At 76.4% G+C, this 14388-nt stretch carries 19 protein-coding genes; 9 read left to right on the top strand and 10 right to left on the bottom strand.

Annotated elements, in window-relative coordinates; genetic code table 11:
* Nucleotides 1-3: 3 nt before the first annotated feature.
* From CUD01_RS09815 to CUD01_RS09795, 5 genes are read left to right on the top strand one after another with little or no spacing between them, the layout of a single operon-like run.
* Nucleotides 4-450, top strand: coding sequence for a nucleotidyltransferase domain-containing protein (locus CUD01_RS09815; protein WP_141320685.1), 447 nt, complete (start codon nt 4-6; stop codon nt 448-450).
* Nucleotides 447-788: a HepT-like ribonuclease domain-containing protein gene (locus CUD01_RS09810; RefSeq protein WP_141320683.1), complete on the top strand. Its 342-nt coding sequence runs from the start codon at nt 447-449 to the stop codon at nt 786-788. Before CUD01_RS09815 ends, CUD01_RS09810 begins: the two co-directional genes overlap by 4 nt.
* Nucleotides 789-839: 51 nt before the next feature.
* Nucleotides 840-1160 carry a hypothetical protein gene (locus tag CUD01_RS09805; protein ID WP_141320681.1) on the top strand — a complete coding sequence of 107 codons (321 nt, stop codon included), beginning with the start codon at nt 840-842 and terminating at the stop codon, nt 1158-1160.
* On the top strand, nt 1153-2583 hold the full coding sequence (locus tag CUD01_RS09800; RefSeq protein WP_141320679.1) for a sensor histidine kinase: 1431 nt from the start codon (nt 1153-1155) through the stop codon (nt 2581-2583). The genes CUD01_RS09805 and CUD01_RS09800 overlap by 8 nt, the downstream gene beginning before the upstream one ends.
* Nucleotides 2580-3245: a response regulator transcription factor gene (locus tag CUD01_RS09795; RefSeq protein ID WP_141320677.1), complete on the top strand. Its 666-nt coding sequence runs from the start codon at nt 2580-2582 to the stop codon at nt 3243-3245. The genes CUD01_RS09800 and CUD01_RS09795 overlap by 4 nt, the downstream gene beginning before the upstream one ends.
* A gap of 12 nt (nt 3246-3257) precedes the next feature.
* On the opposite strand, the gene CUD01_RS09790 is transcribed toward CUD01_RS09795, so the two are convergent.
* Nucleotides 3258-4511 carry a phosphotransferase family protein gene (locus CUD01_RS09790; protein ID WP_141320675.1) on the bottom strand — a complete coding sequence of 418 codons (1254 nt, stop codon included), beginning with the start codon at nt 4509-4511 and terminating at the stop codon, nt 3258-3260.
* A 38-nt stretch (nt 4512-4549) separates the two neighbouring features.
* Between CUD01_RS09790 and CUD01_RS09785 the strand changes: the two genes are divergently transcribed.
* The 4 genes from CUD01_RS09785 to CUD01_RS09770 all read left to right on the top strand — a co-directional run bounded on the left by CUD01_RS09785 (nt 4550) and on the right by CUD01_RS09770 (nt 7510).
* On the top strand, nt 4550-5116 hold the full coding sequence (locus CUD01_RS09785) for a hypothetical protein (protein ID WP_141320674.1): 567 nt from the start codon (nt 4550-4552) through the stop codon (nt 5114-5116).
* Nucleotides 5117-5289: 173 nt separating this feature from the next.
* Nucleotides 5290-6009: a SanA/YdcF family protein gene (locus CUD01_RS09780; protein WP_244937736.1), complete on the top strand. Its 720-nt coding sequence runs from the start codon at nt 5290-5292 to the stop codon at nt 6007-6009.
* Between the two features lie 11 nt (nt 6010-6020).
* Nucleotides 6021-6920 carry a Cof-type HAD-IIB family hydrolase gene (locus CUD01_RS09775; RefSeq protein WP_307722675.1) on the top strand — a complete coding sequence of 300 codons (900 nt, stop codon included), beginning with the start codon at nt 6021-6023 and terminating at the stop codon, nt 6918-6920.
* A gap of 5 nt (nt 6921-6925) precedes the next feature.
* A complete protein-coding gene (locus CUD01_RS09770; RefSeq protein WP_141320672.1) occupies nt 6926-7510 on the top strand; it encodes an alpha/beta hydrolase family protein in 585 nt (194 codons plus the stop codon).
* Nucleotides 7511-7520: 10 nt separating this feature from the next.
* Here CUD01_RS09770 and CUD01_RS09765 read toward each other — a convergent pair whose 3' ends face one another.
* The 9 genes from CUD01_RS09765 to CUD01_RS09725 all read right to left on the bottom strand — a co-directional run.
* A complete protein-coding gene (locus CUD01_RS09765; RefSeq protein WP_141320670.1) occupies nt 7521-8069 on the bottom strand; it encodes an O-acetyl-ADP-ribose deacetylase in 549 nt (182 codons plus the stop codon).
* 702 nt (nt 8070-8771) lie between these two features.
* Nucleotides 8772-9209 (bottom strand): D-aminoacyl-tRNA deacylase, encoded by a 438-nt coding sequence (gene dtd, locus CUD01_RS09760; RefSeq protein WP_141320668.1) that lies wholly within the window; start codon nt 9207-9209, stop codon nt 8772-8774.
* Nucleotides 9210-9267: 58 nt separating this feature from the next.
* Nucleotides 9268-10239: an asparaginase gene (locus CUD01_RS09755; protein ID WP_141320666.1), complete on the bottom strand. Its 972-nt coding sequence runs from the start codon at nt 10237-10239 to the stop codon at nt 9268-9270.
* Nucleotides 10239-10571: a DUF2516 family protein gene (locus CUD01_RS09750; RefSeq protein ID WP_232514459.1), complete on the bottom strand. Its 333-nt coding sequence runs from the start codon at nt 10569-10571 to the stop codon at nt 10239-10241. The genes CUD01_RS09755 and CUD01_RS09750 overlap by 1 nt, the downstream gene beginning before the upstream one ends.
* A gap of 142 nt (nt 10572-10713) precedes the next feature.
* The gene (locus CUD01_RS09745; RefSeq protein WP_094181046.1) at nt 10714-11133 is read right to left on the bottom strand and encodes a type II toxin-antitoxin system VapC family toxin; all 420 of its coding nucleotides are present in this window, start codon (nt 11131-11133) and stop codon (nt 10714-10716) included.
* A complete protein-coding gene (locus CUD01_RS09740) occupies nt 11133-11456 on the bottom strand; it encodes a type II toxin-antitoxin system Phd/YefM family antitoxin (protein WP_141320664.1) in 324 nt (107 codons plus the stop codon). Before CUD01_RS09740 ends, CUD01_RS09745 begins: the two co-directional genes overlap by 1 nt.
* A gap of 281 nt (nt 11457-11737) precedes the next feature.
* Nucleotides 11738-12877: an FUSC family protein gene (locus CUD01_RS09735; RefSeq protein ID WP_141320662.1), complete on the bottom strand. Its 1140-nt coding sequence runs from the start codon at nt 12875-12877 to the stop codon at nt 11738-11740.
* 2 nt (nt 12878-12879) lie between these two features.
* Complete coding sequence (ygfZ, locus tag CUD01_RS09730; RefSeq protein WP_141320660.1) at nt 12880-14058, bottom strand: CAF17-like 4Fe-4S cluster assembly/insertion protein YgfZ; 1179 nt, start codon at nt 14056-14058, stop codon at nt 12880-12882.
* A 19-nt stretch (nt 14059-14077) separates the two neighbouring features.
* On the bottom strand, nt 14078-14388 hold a 311-nt coding region (locus tag CUD01_RS09725; protein WP_141320658.1), incomplete at its 5' end, for a heme-binding beta-barrel domain-containing protein.

The raw sequence follows: 14388 nt of genomic DNA, 5'->3' as shown, positions 1-14388 counted from the left end.
TACGTGTCGACCGACCTCGCGGAGCGCCGGCGCCGGCGCGGCCTCACGCAGGCCGAGCTCGCGCACCGCAGCGGCGTGCCGCAGCCCAACATCAGCGCGCACGAGACCGGCCGCCGCCCGCTCGGGCCGGTCCAGCTCGACCGGGTGCTCGCCGCGCTCCGGCCGCTCCCCTCCGAGGCGTTGCGCGAGCACCGCGACGAGATCGTGGACATCGTCCGGGCGCACGGCGGACGCACCGTCCGGGTGTTCGGGTCGACGGCTGCCGGCTCCGACACCCAGGACTCCGACCTCGACCTCCTCGTCGACACCGCGCCAGGGACGTCGCTCGTCGACGTCATGCGCATGGAGCTCGACCTCGAGGACCTGCTCGAGGTGCGGGTCGACATCGTGCACGACGACGGGCGTGGCCCGGTCGTCGAGTCGGCCCGGGCGACCGCCCGCCCGCTGTGAGCACACCGGCGGAGCGCGCGACCCGCGCCCTGGCGGACGTCGCCCGGATGCTCGACGTGGCCGACCGGATCGTGGCGCGCGGGTACGACGAGTTCGTGGGCGACGACGAGATCGCCTACCTCGCGACGAAGGCGCTGCTCATCGATCTGCAGACGGCGTGCGGGGCCTTCGACGAGGAGTTCAGGGCCGCGCGCCCGAGGGTGCCGTGGCGCGAGCTGAAGCGCATCCGGGACCGGCTCGCGCACCACTACGTGAGCATCGACAAGGACCTGCTGTGGAACGTCCTGGTGCGCGAGCTGCCCGTGCTGCGAGCCGACCTGCTCGCGCCGGACGGCTGACCGGCGCGGCGGTCTCATCCTCGCCTCATGTGCGGCAGGCACGATGGGCGCATGGGTCGGGGACTGCGGACGGTGCTGACGGTGCTGCTGGCGGTGCTCGTCGTCGGGTCGGCGTCGTGGGCGATGGCCGCGGCGCTCAGCCCGCCACCGGACCGCACGATCGGCGACCCGGTCGTCGTGACGCCCGTCCCGGCGCGCACGCCGACCCCGGCGCCCACGTCGTCCACGCCCCGGGCGACGCCGTCGCCGGCCGCCGTCGAGCCCGCGGAGCCCCGTGACCCGGACGACGACGAGACGGACGACCCGGACGACGACGCGACGCCCGAACCCGACGACGACCGCGGTCGCCACCGCGGCGGCGACGATGACTGAGCCCCGCCGGCGTGTGCGGCGCACGGTCCGCGCGAAGGTGGTGGCGACCACGCTCGCGGTCACCGCGCTCGGCCTCGCGGGCGCCGGCCTCACCACGTACGCGATCCAGCGTCAGGACCTCGACGGCTCGATCGACGCCGAGCTCGCCCGCGCGGCCGACCAGTTCCGCACGATCGCGCTCGCGAACGCCGACCTGCCCGTCGACCAGGTGCTGCGCACCGCGATGCAGCAGACGCTCCCGGACCCGGCGGACGGCAGCATCGCGCTCGTCGACGGCGCACCCGCCTGGTACGCGCCGACGACGGTGCCCGTGCGCCTCGAGGACGACCCGGAGCTCGTTGCGCTGCTGCGCACGGTCCCCGCGGACGACCCGGTGCGGCTGCGCACGGTGACGACCGCGCGCGCCCACTACCGGGTGGTGACGGTCCCGCTCGTCGTCGACGACCCCGCGGCGCCCTCGGGCCTGTTCGCGGCCGCGACGGTGCGTGACCTGGAGGTTGCGTCGCTCGACGAGACGTGGCGCACGTACGCGGGCGTCGCCGCCGGGGCGCTCGCGGTGACCGGCGTGGTGGCGTGGCTCCTGCTGGGCCGGGTGCTGCGCCCGGTGCGCGAGCTGCGGGACACCGCGGCGCGGATCGACGAGGGCACGCTCGACGTCCGGGTCCCGGTGACCACCGACGACGACGTCGGCGAGGTCGGACACACCGTGAACGCGATGCTGGACCGCCTGCAGGCGTCGATGTCCGCGCAGCGCCGCCTGCTCGACGACGTGGGCCACGAGCTGCGCACGCCGCTGACGATCATCGGCGGGCACCTGGAGCTCATGGACGTCGACGACGCCGACGACGTGCGGGCCACACGCGAGCTCGCGCTCGACGAGGTGGGGCGCATGGGGTTGCTCGTCGACGACCTGCTGGTGCTCGCCGTCGCGGACCGTGAGGGGTTCGTGCAACCGACGCCCACGGACCTGGGCGTCCTGACCGACGAGGTGCTCGACAAGGCGGTGGGCCTCGGTGCGCGCACGTGGCGTGTCGACGAGCGCGCCGACGCGACGTGCCTCGTCGACGCCCGGCGGCTCACGCAGGCGTGGCTGCAGCTCGCGAGCAACGCGGTGAAGTTCTCCGACGAGGGCTCGACGGTCACGCTCGGGTCCGCGGTCGCCGGCGGGGTGCTGCGGCTGTGGGTGCGCGACGAGGGCGTCGGCATCCCCGCCGACCAGCAGGCGCGGGTCTTCGAGCGGTTCGAGCGGACGGCGCAGGCCGCCGGGACCGAGGGCGCGGGACTGGGGCTGGCGATCGTCGCGGCCATCGCACGCGCGCACGGCGGACGTGTGGACGTGTCGTCGCAGCCGGGGGTCGGGTCGACGTTCGTCGTGACCGTCCCGGCCGCGGTGGTGCCCCCGACCGGAGGGAGCGACGCGTGAGCGGTGTGCTGGTGGTCGAGGACGAGGCGCGCATCGCGTCGTTCGTCGCGAAGGGGCTCAAGGCCGCGGGGTACGCCCCGACGGTCGTCGGGACGGCCCGCGAGGCGCTGGACCTCGCCCTGACCGGCGAGCTGGACCTCATGGTGCTCGACATCACCCTGCCCGACGGCGACGGGTTCGACGTGCTGCGCCGGCTGCGCGCCGCCGGCTCGCGCCTGCCCGTGATCATCCTGACCGCGCGTTCGTCGGTCGAGGACACCGTCGCCGGGCTCGAGGGCGGCGCCGACGACTACATGGCGAAGCCGTTCCGGTTCGAGGAGCTGCTCGCGCGCGTGCGGCTGCGGCTGCGCACCGAGCAGGACGCGGCCGACGACACGACGGTGCTGCGACGCGGGTCCGTCACGCTCGACCTGCGCGCACGGCGCGCGACCGTCGACGGACGCGTGGTCGACCTGTCGGCGCGGGAGTTCGCGCTCGCGGAGACGTTCCTGCGCAACGCGGGCACGGCGCTGTCGCGCGAGCAGCTGCTCTCGCGCGTGTGGGGCTACGACTTCGACCCGTCGTCGAACGTGGTCGACGTGTACGTGCGCTACCTGCGCACCAAGCTCGATCCGGACCTCATCACCACCGTCCGGGGCGTGGGCTACCGCTTCGAGGCGTGACCGGCGCGGCGGTCAGGGGAGCCACGCCTCCGCGGCCGTGAGCAGCCGCTCGGAGTCGGTGTGCGGCTCCTCGGCGCCCACCGGCACCGCACCCGCCGCGAGCGACAGCAGCACCCCCGCGACCCGCACCCGCAGCGCCTCGAGGTCCACGAACGCCCGCGCCTCGTCCGTCCACCGCCGCAGCACCTCACCGAGGGCCGGCGTCGACGGGTGCACCGCGTGCACGTGCGCGAGCAGGCACGCGACGTCGTCGACGAGGTGCCCCGGCCCCACCGTGTCCACGTCGAGCAGGCCCGTCACCCGGCCCGCGTCGTCGACGAGCAGCTGACCCTCGTGCAGGTCGCCGTGCGTCGGCACCACCGGCCCCGCGTCGGTGCTCCGCAGCCCCGCGCGCACCCCCGCCGCGACCGCGTGCGCCCGGCCCGCGAGCGCAGGACGCACCTCGAGCGCACCGGCGTAGGCGCGCGCCCGCGACGACCACGGGCGCCGGTGCGGGAGCGCGAGCGCCTCCTGCGGGAACCGGGCGACCACCTCGAGCACGTCCGCGAGCGCGGGTGCCCGGCCCGCGACGAGGGCGTCCAGCAGCGGCGTGCCCGCGAGCGCCTCGAGCACCACGAGCCCGTCGTCGGACGCGTACGCGACGCGCGGCACCGGCACCCCCGCGGCGCCGAGCAGCACGTGCCGCGCGACCACGTCGTCGGCGTGCCCGTCCCGGGGCCGCAGCACCTTCACGAACCACGTGACGCCGTCCCGCTCCGCGCGCACCACGGCACGGCGCAGCGGCCGGTACCCGACGAGCTCGAGCGACGTGATCGGCCAGTCGCCGGGCAGCGCGTACGCGAGCAGCGCCGGGTCGCACGCCCGCCGCAGCGCGGGCAGCACCGGGTCGTCGGGGTGCCGCCACACCAGCACCTCCCCCGCCGGGCCGTGCGCGACGACCACACCCGGCGCGTCCCGCGGCGCCGACCGGGACGACGACGCGAGCACGTACTCGACCGTCGCCTGCGCGGCGGCGCCGCTCCCGCCCGCGTGCCCCGGCCCACGGGTCGCGACGACGTAGCCCACGGTGACGCCGTCGCCCGGCCGGTGGTGCACCGCCTCGACGCGCCAGTCGAGGCGCGCGCTCGTCGTGCCGAGCACCGACGAGAGCAGGTCACCGGCCTGCGGACCGGTGAGGACCCCGAACGCCGCGGCCTCGTCGGGCGCACGCGCGGCCCGCCCGCCCGGGCGCGGCAGCGGCGCCTCGGGACGGACGGGCTCGGTCATGGTCGACAGCGTGCCAGTGACCTCAGTCCTCCGCGCTCGTGGCGCTGGCCGGCGAGACCGGGCTCGCGGGCGTCAGCGGGCTGGCGGGGGTCACCGGGCTGGCGGGGGTCACCGGGCTGGCGGGGGTCACCGCGCTCGCGGGCGTCACAGCGCTCGCGGACGTCACGGGGCTCGCGGGCGTGAGGGCCGTGACCGTCGTGACGGCCGACGAGTTGTGCGTGCGCGACGGGTCGGCCGCGCCGGGCGACGGCACCACGGACGCGCTCGGCGACCCGGACGGCACGGCGGACGGTCCCGCGGGCGTCGGCACGGCGTCGCTCGGCGTCGCGGGGGACGGGACGACCGAGGGCTCGACCGCGGGCGACGGTGTCGCCGACGACGACGCGGGGACCACCGGCGCGGGGGTGCTCGGGGTGCTCGACGCCGCCGCGAAGGCGGACCCGCCGGCGACGGCGACCGCGCCGAGCGTGCCGGAGACGATCCAGACGGAACGGGGAAGGGTGCGCATGAGGTCCTCCTGGTGGGTCGTGGGGTGCGCCGCCGCGCCGAGCGCGACCCCCCCGACGATGCCCACCGACCATGAGTCCTCCAGGAGTCCCCGATGAGAGACCTCTCATCCACGCCCCGCCGCGTGCGCCGCTCCCGCAACGGGTGGAGAAACGCTCGCCTGGCGAGCGTTTCTCCACCCACTCACGGTCCAGCTCCGCTTCGGACCGGCCACCGGTGGCGGGTGGCGCGGCGGCGGTCGGGGGTGGGAGGGGGGTCGTAGGGTGGGCGGGTGAGCATCGAGGCGGAGCAGCTTCCCGCCGCGCCGCCCGACGAGCCGGCGCGGCACGCCCGGCCCGCGCGCAGGCGGTGGCGCCGCCGCCTGCTCGTCGCCGCCGCGCTCGTCGTCGTGCTGCTCGTCCCGCTCGCGTGGGTGCAGGGCACCGGCCAGGCGCGGCTGCGGGCGCTCGACGACGTGCGGGACACGCCGGTCGCGATCGTGCTCGGCGCGGGTCTGCGTCCCGACGGCTCGCCGTCCACCTACCTGCGCCGCCGCCTCGACGCCGCGCGTGCGCTGTACGAGCGCGGCACGGTGCAGGTGATCCTCGTGAGCGGCGACAACGGCTCGGTGGGTCACGACGAGCCGACGGCCATGCACGACTACCTCGTCGCGAACGGCGTCCCGACGTCCGCGGTGGTGCTCGACTACGCCGGGTTCGACACGCACGACTCGTGCGTGCGTGCGCACCGCGTGTTCGGCGTGGACGCCGCGGTCGTGCTCACGCAGGACTACCACGTGCGCCGCGCGGTGTTCTCCTGCACCGCGGCGGGCATCGACACGCAGGGTGTGGGTGTCTCGTCGGCGGGGGTGCGGTCCGCGCAGCTGCGGCGCTGGGAGCTGCGGGAGGTCGCGGCGTCCTACAAGGGCTGGTGGGACGGCCTGACGGGACGCGAGCCGGTGCACCTGGGTCCCGCGGAGCAGGGCGTGCAGGACGCGCTGCGCGACTCCTGAGACGATCGGGTGTGCCCGACGACCAGCCCGCGAACCACGCCCGCACCGCCGACACCCGGCCCGCCACGCTCCTGGACGACCTGCGCTCGACGCTCGACGCGACGTCCGTGCGCCTGGTCGCGCTCGACATGGACGGCTCGCTGCTCGACTCCGCCAAGCGCCTCCCGGACGGCTTCCGCCCGGTGCTCGACGCGCTGCTCGCGCGGGGCGTCACGGTGTGCCCGGCGAGCGGACGCCAGCACGCGACGCTGCGCGCGCAGCTGGACCGCGGGGACCTGACGTACATCGCGGAGAACGGTGCGCTCGTCGTGCAGGACGACGAGCCGGTGGCGGTCGCGCCGCTCGCGCGCGGGTCCGCGCACCGCGGCGTGGACCTGGTGCGCGGCGCGGTCGCGCAGGGCGCGCGGCTCGGCGCGGTGCTGTGCGGTGTCCGCTCGGCGTACGTCGAGCGGACCGACGAGGAGTTCCTCGCCCACGTGCGCCCGTACTACCGCCGCCTCGAGCACGTGGCGGACCTGCAGGCGGTGGACGACGAGGTGCTCAAGCTCGCCGTCTTCGACGTCGACGACGCGCAACACGGCGCAGGGCCGCTGCTCGCGCCGCTCGACGGCCCCGACCGCGTGCTCGTCTCGGGCGAGCACTGGGTCGACGTCATGGGCCCGGACGCCGACAAGGGCCGGGCGCTGCGCGCGCTGCAGGCCCGGCTCGGTGTCCCACCCGAGCAGACGATGGCGTTCGGTGACTACTTCAACGACCTCGGCATGCTGGAGGCCGCGGGGTGGTCGTTCGCGATGGCCAACGCCCACCCGGACGTCCGCGCGGCGGCCCGGTTCGTCGCGCCGTCGAACGACGACGACGGCGTCCTGGCGACCCTGCGCGCGGCGTTCCGCCTGGACGCGTCGCTACCCTGACAGCCATGGCCGACGACCGCGCGTTCGACCCGACGACCGTCGCCGGGGTGGTGCTCACGCCGGGTGCGGGCGCGGACCGCGACCACCGCACGCTCGTCGCGCTCGAGGCCGCGCTCGCCCCGCTGCCGGTGCTGCGGCTCGACTTCGCCAACCGCGAGCGCGGCAGCCGTGGCCCCGAGCGCGCCGAGGCCGCCGTCCCGCACCTGCGGGAACGCGCGGACGCGTGGGCCGACGAGCTGGGCGTGGACCCGGCGCGGCTGGTGCTGGGCGGGCGCTCGTTCGGCGGGCGCATGGCGTCGATGGCCGTGGCGCAGGGCCAGCCCGCCGCGGGTCTGCTCCTGCTGTCGTACCCGCTGCACCCCCCGGGTCGTCCCGAGCAGCTGCGCGTCGGGCACCTGCCGGACGTGCGGGTGCCGGTGCTCGCGGTCAGCGGCGAGCGTGACCCGTTCGGCTCCCCCGACGAGCTGCGCCACCACCTGGCGTCGCTCGCGGGTCCGTGGGAGCTGGTCACGGTGCCGGGCGACCACTCCCCGCAGGACCCGCCGGTGGTCGCGGCCGTGCTCGGTTGGTTCGCACGCCCCGTCGGCTGAGGCGCTCGCCTCAGGCCGCCAGCGCCTCCTGGAACGCGCGCAGTGCGCGCTCGTCGTGCAGCACGAACTGCGCGTGCGAGATCCCGTTGGGCGTGCCGTCGGGCCGGCGGTCCTGCGCGGTACCCACCTTCCAGGTCCGCACGGCGGCCGTGGCGATGCGCGCGACCTCGTCGAGGTCCCACCCGTACGCCCCCGCGCTGACGGCGGGGAACGCGATGGTGCGCGCACCGAGGTCGACGGCGACCTCGAGCGAGCTGAGGAAGCACGACGCGAGCATCGCGGGGTCACGCTCACCCGCGCGCCAGTTGGGCCCGACGGTGTGCACGACCCACCGCGCGGGCAGGTCGAACGCGTCGGTCGCCACGGCGTGCCCGACGGGCAGGCCGTCCGGGTAGCGCGTGGCGCGCAGCTCGCGGCAGGCCTCCAGCAGCCCGGGCCCGGCCGCGGCGTGGATCGCCCCGTCCACGCCCCCGCCGCCCAGGAGCGAGGAGTTCGCCGCGTTCACGACGACGTCCACGGCCAGCTCGGTGATGTCCCCCAGCGAGGCGTCGATCCTCATGCCCCCATCCTCGACCGGGTGCGGGTGGGTCCGCGCGGCCAACGGTCCCGCCGGCGCCGTGAGACGCCTCACGCATGAGAGGGCCCCTCGGACGCTTACTCCGAGGGGCCCTCACCGACCTCCAGGGTACGAGGAGGGCGACCGCCGACCGGGTGAACGACACGCGACTTGTCCACAAATTCTGTCCACAACCCTGTGTTCGGCCGGTGTTCTCGCAGGCCGGCCTGTGCACGACCGTGTGGAGGGACCTGTGGACGAAACTGCCCCTGACCTGCCCCTTGCGGGGTCCTGGACGCAGGACTAGAAATCACTCATCGGCCCCGCCGGATCGAGAACCGACAGGAACCGCCCCCCCTCGGGAGGTGCCCCTGACGGGGACAGGGACAGCGGGACCGGGCCGACCGGAGAACGGGCGACCACACCGACGGGGCAACCCGGAGGCTCGCGGACGACGACGCGAGGGCCGCTCGGAGCCGGGAGGTCGATCGCAGTCCCCCCGCCCGCGGCGGACCGGTTCGCCGGACCACCGGGTGCCGGGTGGGAGCCGCACCGTCGAAGCGGCGCCGGTCGCACCGACCCGTCGGCGACGACACGGACGGCCGGGTTCGCCCGACCGGACGGACGGCCTGGGATCACCCGGGAAGGCCCCTCGAACGCTTACTTCGAGGGGCCTTCTCCCGTGCCCGGGCGTCGCCTCAGTCGTCACGCCTCCGGCGTCGACTCCAGCAGGATCGTCACCGGGCCGTCGTTGACGAGCTCCACGGCCATGTCCGCGCCGAACACGCCCGTCGCGACCTCGAGCCCGCGGGCACGCAACGTCTCGACGACCGCGTCGACCAGCGGCTCGGCGACCGGACCGGGTGCGGCCGCGTTCCACGTGGGCCGACGCCCCTTGCGGGTGTCGCCGTACAGCGTGAACTGGCTGACCACGAGGACGGGCGCGCCCACGTCCACCGCGCACCGCTCGTCGCGCAGGATCCGCAGCTCCGCGATCTTGCGCGCCACCAGCTCGACCTGCGCCGGCCCGTCCCCGGGCGTGACGCCGACCAGCGCGACCAGCCCGGGCCTGTCGATCGCCCCGACGACCTCGCCCTCCACCGTCACGGACGCGCGCGTGACCCGCTGCACGACGGCTCGCATGTCCCTGCCTCTCCCGGCCCGGTGCCTCCCGGGCGCGTCCGGCGCCTCGTCGGGCGCGTCAGAACGTGGCCTCGACCGCCCCGACCGGCTCGCCGTGCCCGAGCACGGGCGTGCGGCCCACCTCGTCGACGAGCGCGGGGTCCACCCCCGCGACGCGCAACGCCGCCGCGAGCACCGCGGCCCGCGGCCGCGCGGAGCCGTCGGCGATCTTCAGCGCGACCGCGCCGCCGTCCGCCAGTCCCGCGGCGTAGACGCCGTCGGCCCCGTCCTTCGCGACGAGCCCCGGGACGGCCTGCATGAACCGCGTGGCGTCCCGCCCGGTCCCGGCGACGTGCCACGGGTGCGCGGTGACGGCCGCCGCGACGCGGCCCTCCGGCGTGCCCGCGTGCGCCGGGTCGTGGGGCGCGCGGCCCAGCCGCCCGAACGCGCGGGCCAGGCCCACGAGGCTCGTCGAGAACAGCGCCGCGCCGCACCCGTCGACCGTGGTCGCCTCGACCGGCACGCCCGTGAGCTCGGCCACCGCGTCGTGCAGCGCGCGCTGCAACGGGTGCCCGGGCTCGCGGTAGCCCGCGACGCCCCAGCCCGCTGCCACGCACGTCGCGAGCATCGCCGCGTGCTTGCCCGAGCAGTTCTGCGCGAGCGGCTCACGGCCGTGCCCCTGCTCGCGCCACGACCACGCCGCCTCGGGGTCGAGCGGCCAGTCGGGTGTGTTGTCCAGGTCCGCCACCGTCAGGCCGTGCGCCGCGAGCAGCGTGCGCACCGTGTCCAGGTGTCCCGCCTCGGCGTTGTGGCTCGCGCACGCGATCGCGAGCTGCTCGTCGTGCAGGTCGAGGCCGTGCCGCAGCATCCCGACGGCCTGCAGCGGCTTGAGCGACGAGCGGGCCCAGATCGTCACGTCAGGGTCGCCCAGCGCGAGGCGGACGTCGCCGTCGGGTGCGAGCACGACGACGTGCCCCGCGTGGACCGACTCGACGAGACCACCGCGCACCACGCGCGCGAGCGGGACGGCCGACGTCGCGACGTCGGACATCACCAGCCGCCCGTCGACCTCGTCGGACCACCGGGCCTGCGGCGCGAGTAGGGCGCCACGGCGGGCTTGACGTCGACCAGGTAGACGATCGCGGCGACCGCCGAGAGCAGGCCGAGGAACGGCATGAGCTGCAGCGGGGGCATCGCGAGGAACGCGAGGAACGTCGCGACGCCCACGATCACGAGCCAGAAGTTCTTGGTGCGCTTGCCCGCCGCGGGGAACGCGCTCGCGGGGCGGCGCAGGAGGTCGACGAGCGCCCACACGCACAGCACGAAGATCGCGAGCAGGAACAGCAGGTAGAGGATCCACTGGAGGCTTCCGACGATTCCCACGCGCCGAGCCTACGGGCCACACGCGCCGCGCGCAGTCACCCCGCGCAGTCACCCCGCGCAGTCCCGTGGCCGGCACGCCGTGCGCGGTGCGCGGTGCCCCGCGCACGCTCGTCGGCGGCCTCCGCCCCGCCGGTCCACCGCGTCACGGCACGACGCGCAGCCCTTCGGCGCGGGCCGCCGCGGCCACGTGCTCGTCCCACGCGACGACGACGAGCTCGTCGGACCGCAGCGCGAGCGCGGACGCCAGGTGCAACGCGTCCGCGGCACGCAGCGCGTGGTACCCGACGAGCGTCGCGGCGCCCGCGGTGACGGGCTCGTGCAGCTCGACGACGTGCAGCGCAGGCCACAGCCGGTCCCACTGCGCGAGCGCGGCGCGCTCGACACGCGTGTCGATGACGCCGGCCCGCCGCCCCCCGGCGAGCAGTGCGCGCACCTCCGCGTCGGCGAGCCGGGACGTCGCGACGAGGTCCGCGCCCTCCCACAGCGCCGCGGCGAGCTCCGAGCCGGGTTCCGCGACGCACAGCTTCACGAGCGCGCTGGTGTCGAAGTAGCAGACGGCCATCAGCGGCGCAGCCGCCGCACGAGCCCGGACAGCGCACCGTCGCGTGCACCGTCCCGCGACCCCTCCCGCGACCCGTCACGCGCGCCGTCCCGTGCGCTGTCGCGGGTCCCGTCCACGGAGACCGGCCGCGCAGGCTCGCGGGCCGCCCGGGCGGGCGCGAGCAGACCGTCGCGCTCGAGCCGCGCGAGCAGGTCGGCGGACTCGATGCCGGTGAGCCGCGCCACCGGGATGCCGCGTTCGGTGATCACGACGTCCTGCCCCGCGCGCGCCGTCTCGATCCACTGCCTGAGCTCTGCGCGCAACGCGCTGACCGCGACCTCCACGGCGGCACGCTACCGGCTCCCCCCTCCCCGGCCCACCCCCAGCACCCGCGACCCCGCGCTTCCTCCGGCTCACGTCCCCCATTCCCGGAGCAACAACGGTCTCGACGAGAAGCGGTCCGCCGACCCCGCGCTTCCTCCGGCTCACGTCCCCCATTCCCGGAGCAACGACGGGCTCGACCAGGGAGGGAGCTGAGTCTCGGCCGGAGAGGAATCGCCGACCCCGCGGTTGTTCCGGCTCACCGCGGCCATTCCCGGAGCAACAGCGGTCTCGGCGGGGAGGGTCAGAGGTCCGGGAGGGCGGCGCGGGCGCGGGCCGGGTCCTCGCCCGCGGCCTCGAGCAGGTCGACGACGAGCGAGCGGTGCAGCAGCACGAGGCTCTGCACCTGCCAGTCGTCCGGCGCGATGGTGAACGGGTCGAGGGCCGCGGCGGAGCGCAGCAGGGCCTCGCGCACGCGCGCGGCGTCGCGCCCGCTCGCGAACGCCGACGCCAGGTCGTCGGCGGCGGCCGCGGTCGCCTCGAGCCGCTGCCCGGCCGCGACGAGGTCGTGTGCCGTGGGCGCCTCGAGGAGCGCGAGCCCGCGCCGGGTCATGACGCGCGTGTTGCGCATCGCACGGTCGAGCTGCACGGACGCCCCGACGAGCCGCACGAGCTCGCCCCGGTGCCGGCGCGCGGCGGGCGACAGCCGCGCGAGCTCGCGCGCGTTGGTCGCGGTCTCGCGCCACTCGTCGAGCCGCGGCTGCGACGCGCGGGCACGCACGAGCGCGTCCTCGGCATCGGCGGGCGACTGCGTCGCCAGCGCGTGCGCGAGCTCGCCGAGCACGTCCGCGACCTCCTGCGTCGCGCGCGAGGCGAGCTCGCGGGGGTGCCGCCGCGGGTCGGACGGGGTGAGGACGGCGACGGCGAACGCGACGGCACCGCCGACGAGCGCGTCGGTCCAACGGCCGAGCGGCCCGCCCGTCGCGGCGATGCTCGGCAGGCCGACGATGATCATGGCCTGCACGCCGGCCTGCGTGGTGAGCAGCGCACCACGGTCGAGGAGCCGCGCGGCCGTCGCCGCGACGAACAGCACGAGCGCGACCTGCCACAGCCCGGTGCCGATGACGTGGACCAGCGCGTCCCCGAGCCCGACCCCGATCGCCACGCCCACCGCGATCTCCGCGACGCGGCGCAACGACCGGTCGGCGCTGAAGCCGAGCGCGATCCACGCGCACACGGGCGCGAAGAACGGGTACGGGTGGTCGAGCACGTACCGACCGATGCCGAACGCGATGCCCGCGGCCACCGACGCCTGCAGGATCGGGAACCACGCCGCCCGGACACGGTCGATCCCCTGCCGCCAGCGGGCACGGGCGACGAGCCGCAGCTCGCGCAGGCCCCCGCGCGGGGCGTCGGTCGCGGGCCTCGTCGGCGCGGCCCCCATGGTCAGAGCGAGGGGTGGACGCCGAGCCCGCGGGCGACGGGCCCGCGCGGTGCGGGACGGTCGGTCGAGACGCCCTCACCGGGCACGACGACCTCCTGTCCCGCGGACACCATCCCGCCCTCGCACGCGACGAGCAGCTCGGCGTCGGTGGCGAGCGAGCGCTTGACCACGGCGAGGGCGACGGGCCCGAGCTCGTGGTGGCGGGCCACCGACGTCACACGGCCGACCTCGCGCCCGGGCTCGCCGGGCGTGCCGGTGGTCTCGTGCACCGCGGCCCCCGGCTCGGGCAGCAGGTGCCCGGAGCCGTCGAGGTGCAGAAACACCAGGCGCCGCGGCGGGCGCCCGAGGTTGTGCACGCGCGCGATCGTCTCCTGCCCGCGGTAGCAGCCCTTGTGCAGGTGCACGGCGGTGCGCAGCCAGTCGAGCTCGTGCGGGATGGTCCGGTGGTCGACCTCGGACGCGGCGCGCGGGCGCCACGCCTCGACCCGCAGCGCCTCGCTCGCCCACGTGCCGGCGAGCGGCCACCCGGTCGCCTCACGGGCCGCGACCTGCTGGACGAGGTCCGCGCGCGGGACGAGCACGAGCCGCCAGGCACGGTCGGCGCCGGGGTGCTCGTCGGGCGCGGGGCCGTAGCGGGTCCCGCCCGGTGTGACGTGCGGCCACGGGTCGCGCCACGTCACGGGCTCGTCGGGGCCGCCCTCGGCCGCGACGGGCTCGCCGATCGCCGCCCAGTCGTCGCTCACGTCCGCGATCTCGACGCGCAGCATGAACTTCATGCGGTCGAGCCACGCCGCGAGCGCCGCGGGTGTCTGGGTCACCAGCCACGTCGCCTCGCCGTCGTCGACGACCCCGGCCGCATGCTCGACGTGCCCGTGCGGGCTCAGCACCAGCAGCTCGGTGGAGGTGCGGGGCGGCAGGTCCGCGAGCTGCGCGGTGGTGATCGAGTGCAGCCACGTCAGCCGGTCCGGCCCCGCGACGCGCACGACGCCCAGGTGCGACTGGTCGACGACCGCTCCCCCGCGCGCGAGCGCGCGCTGCTCGGCGGTCGGGTCGCCGTAGTGCCACGCGACGCCGGCGTCCGGTCCGACGCCCTCGACCGCGCCGCGCCGCGCGAGCAGCGGGCTGCGGTGGCGGGGCGCCTCGTAGGACGGGGCCTCGGCGGGGACGGCGGCCTCGGTCATCGCCGGGCCCGTCACCGGTTCACGCGTCCTCGACGCGCGCGAGGCGCGCCGACGCGTAGGACTGCATGGGCCGGCCGAACGCCGCCATGTCGTGCGCCCACATGAGCTCGCCGTTGACCAGGCCGTAGAGCCGCTTCGCGGCGGTCACGTCGGCGCCCGTCGCGGTGCGCGCGATCACGTCGGACGCGAGGTCGACGCGGCCGTTGCCGACGGCGCCGACGTACACCGCGACGTGCCCGGACGGGTCGGCGAGGAGGACCTCGACGGGGAACTGCGCGTCGGGCAGGTCGGCGGGCCGCTCGGGCGGCACCCGCCAGTACCCGGACTCGG

Origin of the sequence: Cellulomonas uda (genome assembly GCF_006538705.1) — a bacterium.
Classification (GTDB): Bacteria; Actinomycetota; Actinomycetes; order Actinomycetales; family Cellulomonadaceae; genus Cellulomonas; species Cellulomonas uda.
This window is presented reverse-complemented; position numbering and strand designations above follow the sequence as displayed.

Excerpts from the sequence above, each read along its gene's own strand:
- CUD01_RS09805 (WP_141320681.1), top strand. The coding sequence starts at position 840 with ATGGGTCGGGGACTGCGGACGGTGCTGACGGTGCTGCTGGCGGTGCTC.
- CUD01_RS09770 (WP_141320672.1), top strand. The coding sequence starts at position 6,926 with ATGGCCGACGACCGCGCGTTCGACCCGACGACCGTCGCCGGGGTGGTG.
- CUD01_RS09735 (WP_141320662.1), bottom strand. The coding sequence starts at position 12,877 with ATGGGGGCCGCGCCGACGAGGCCCGCGACCGACGCCCCGCGCGGGGGC.
- dtd (WP_141320668.1), bottom strand. The coding sequence starts at position 9,209 with ATGCGAGCCGTCGTGCAGCGGGTCACGCGCGCGTCCGTGACGGTGGAG.
- CUD01_RS09745 (WP_094181046.1), bottom strand. The coding sequence starts at position 11,133 with ATGGCCGTCTGCTACTTCGACACCAGCGCGCTCGTGAAGCTGTGCGTC.
- CUD01_RS09755 (WP_141320666.1), bottom strand. The coding sequence starts at position 10,239 with ATGTCCGACGTCGCGACGTCGGCCGTCCCGCTCGCGCGCGTGGTGCGC.
- CUD01_RS09765 (WP_141320670.1), bottom strand. The coding sequence starts at position 8,069 with ATGAGGATCGACGCCTCGCTGGGGGACATCACCGAGCTGGCCGTGGAC.
- ygfZ (WP_141320660.1), bottom strand. The coding sequence starts at position 14,058 with ATGACCGAGGCCGCCGTCCCCGCCGAGGCCCCGTCCTACGAGGCGCCC.
- CUD01_RS09800 (WP_141320679.1), top strand. The coding sequence starts at position 1,153 with ATGACTGAGCCCCGCCGGCGTGTGCGGCGCACGGTCCGCGCGAAGGTG.
- CUD01_RS09790 (WP_141320675.1), bottom strand. The coding sequence starts at position 4,511 with ATGACCGAGCCCGTCCGTCCCGAGGCGCCGCTGCCGCGCCCGGGCGGG.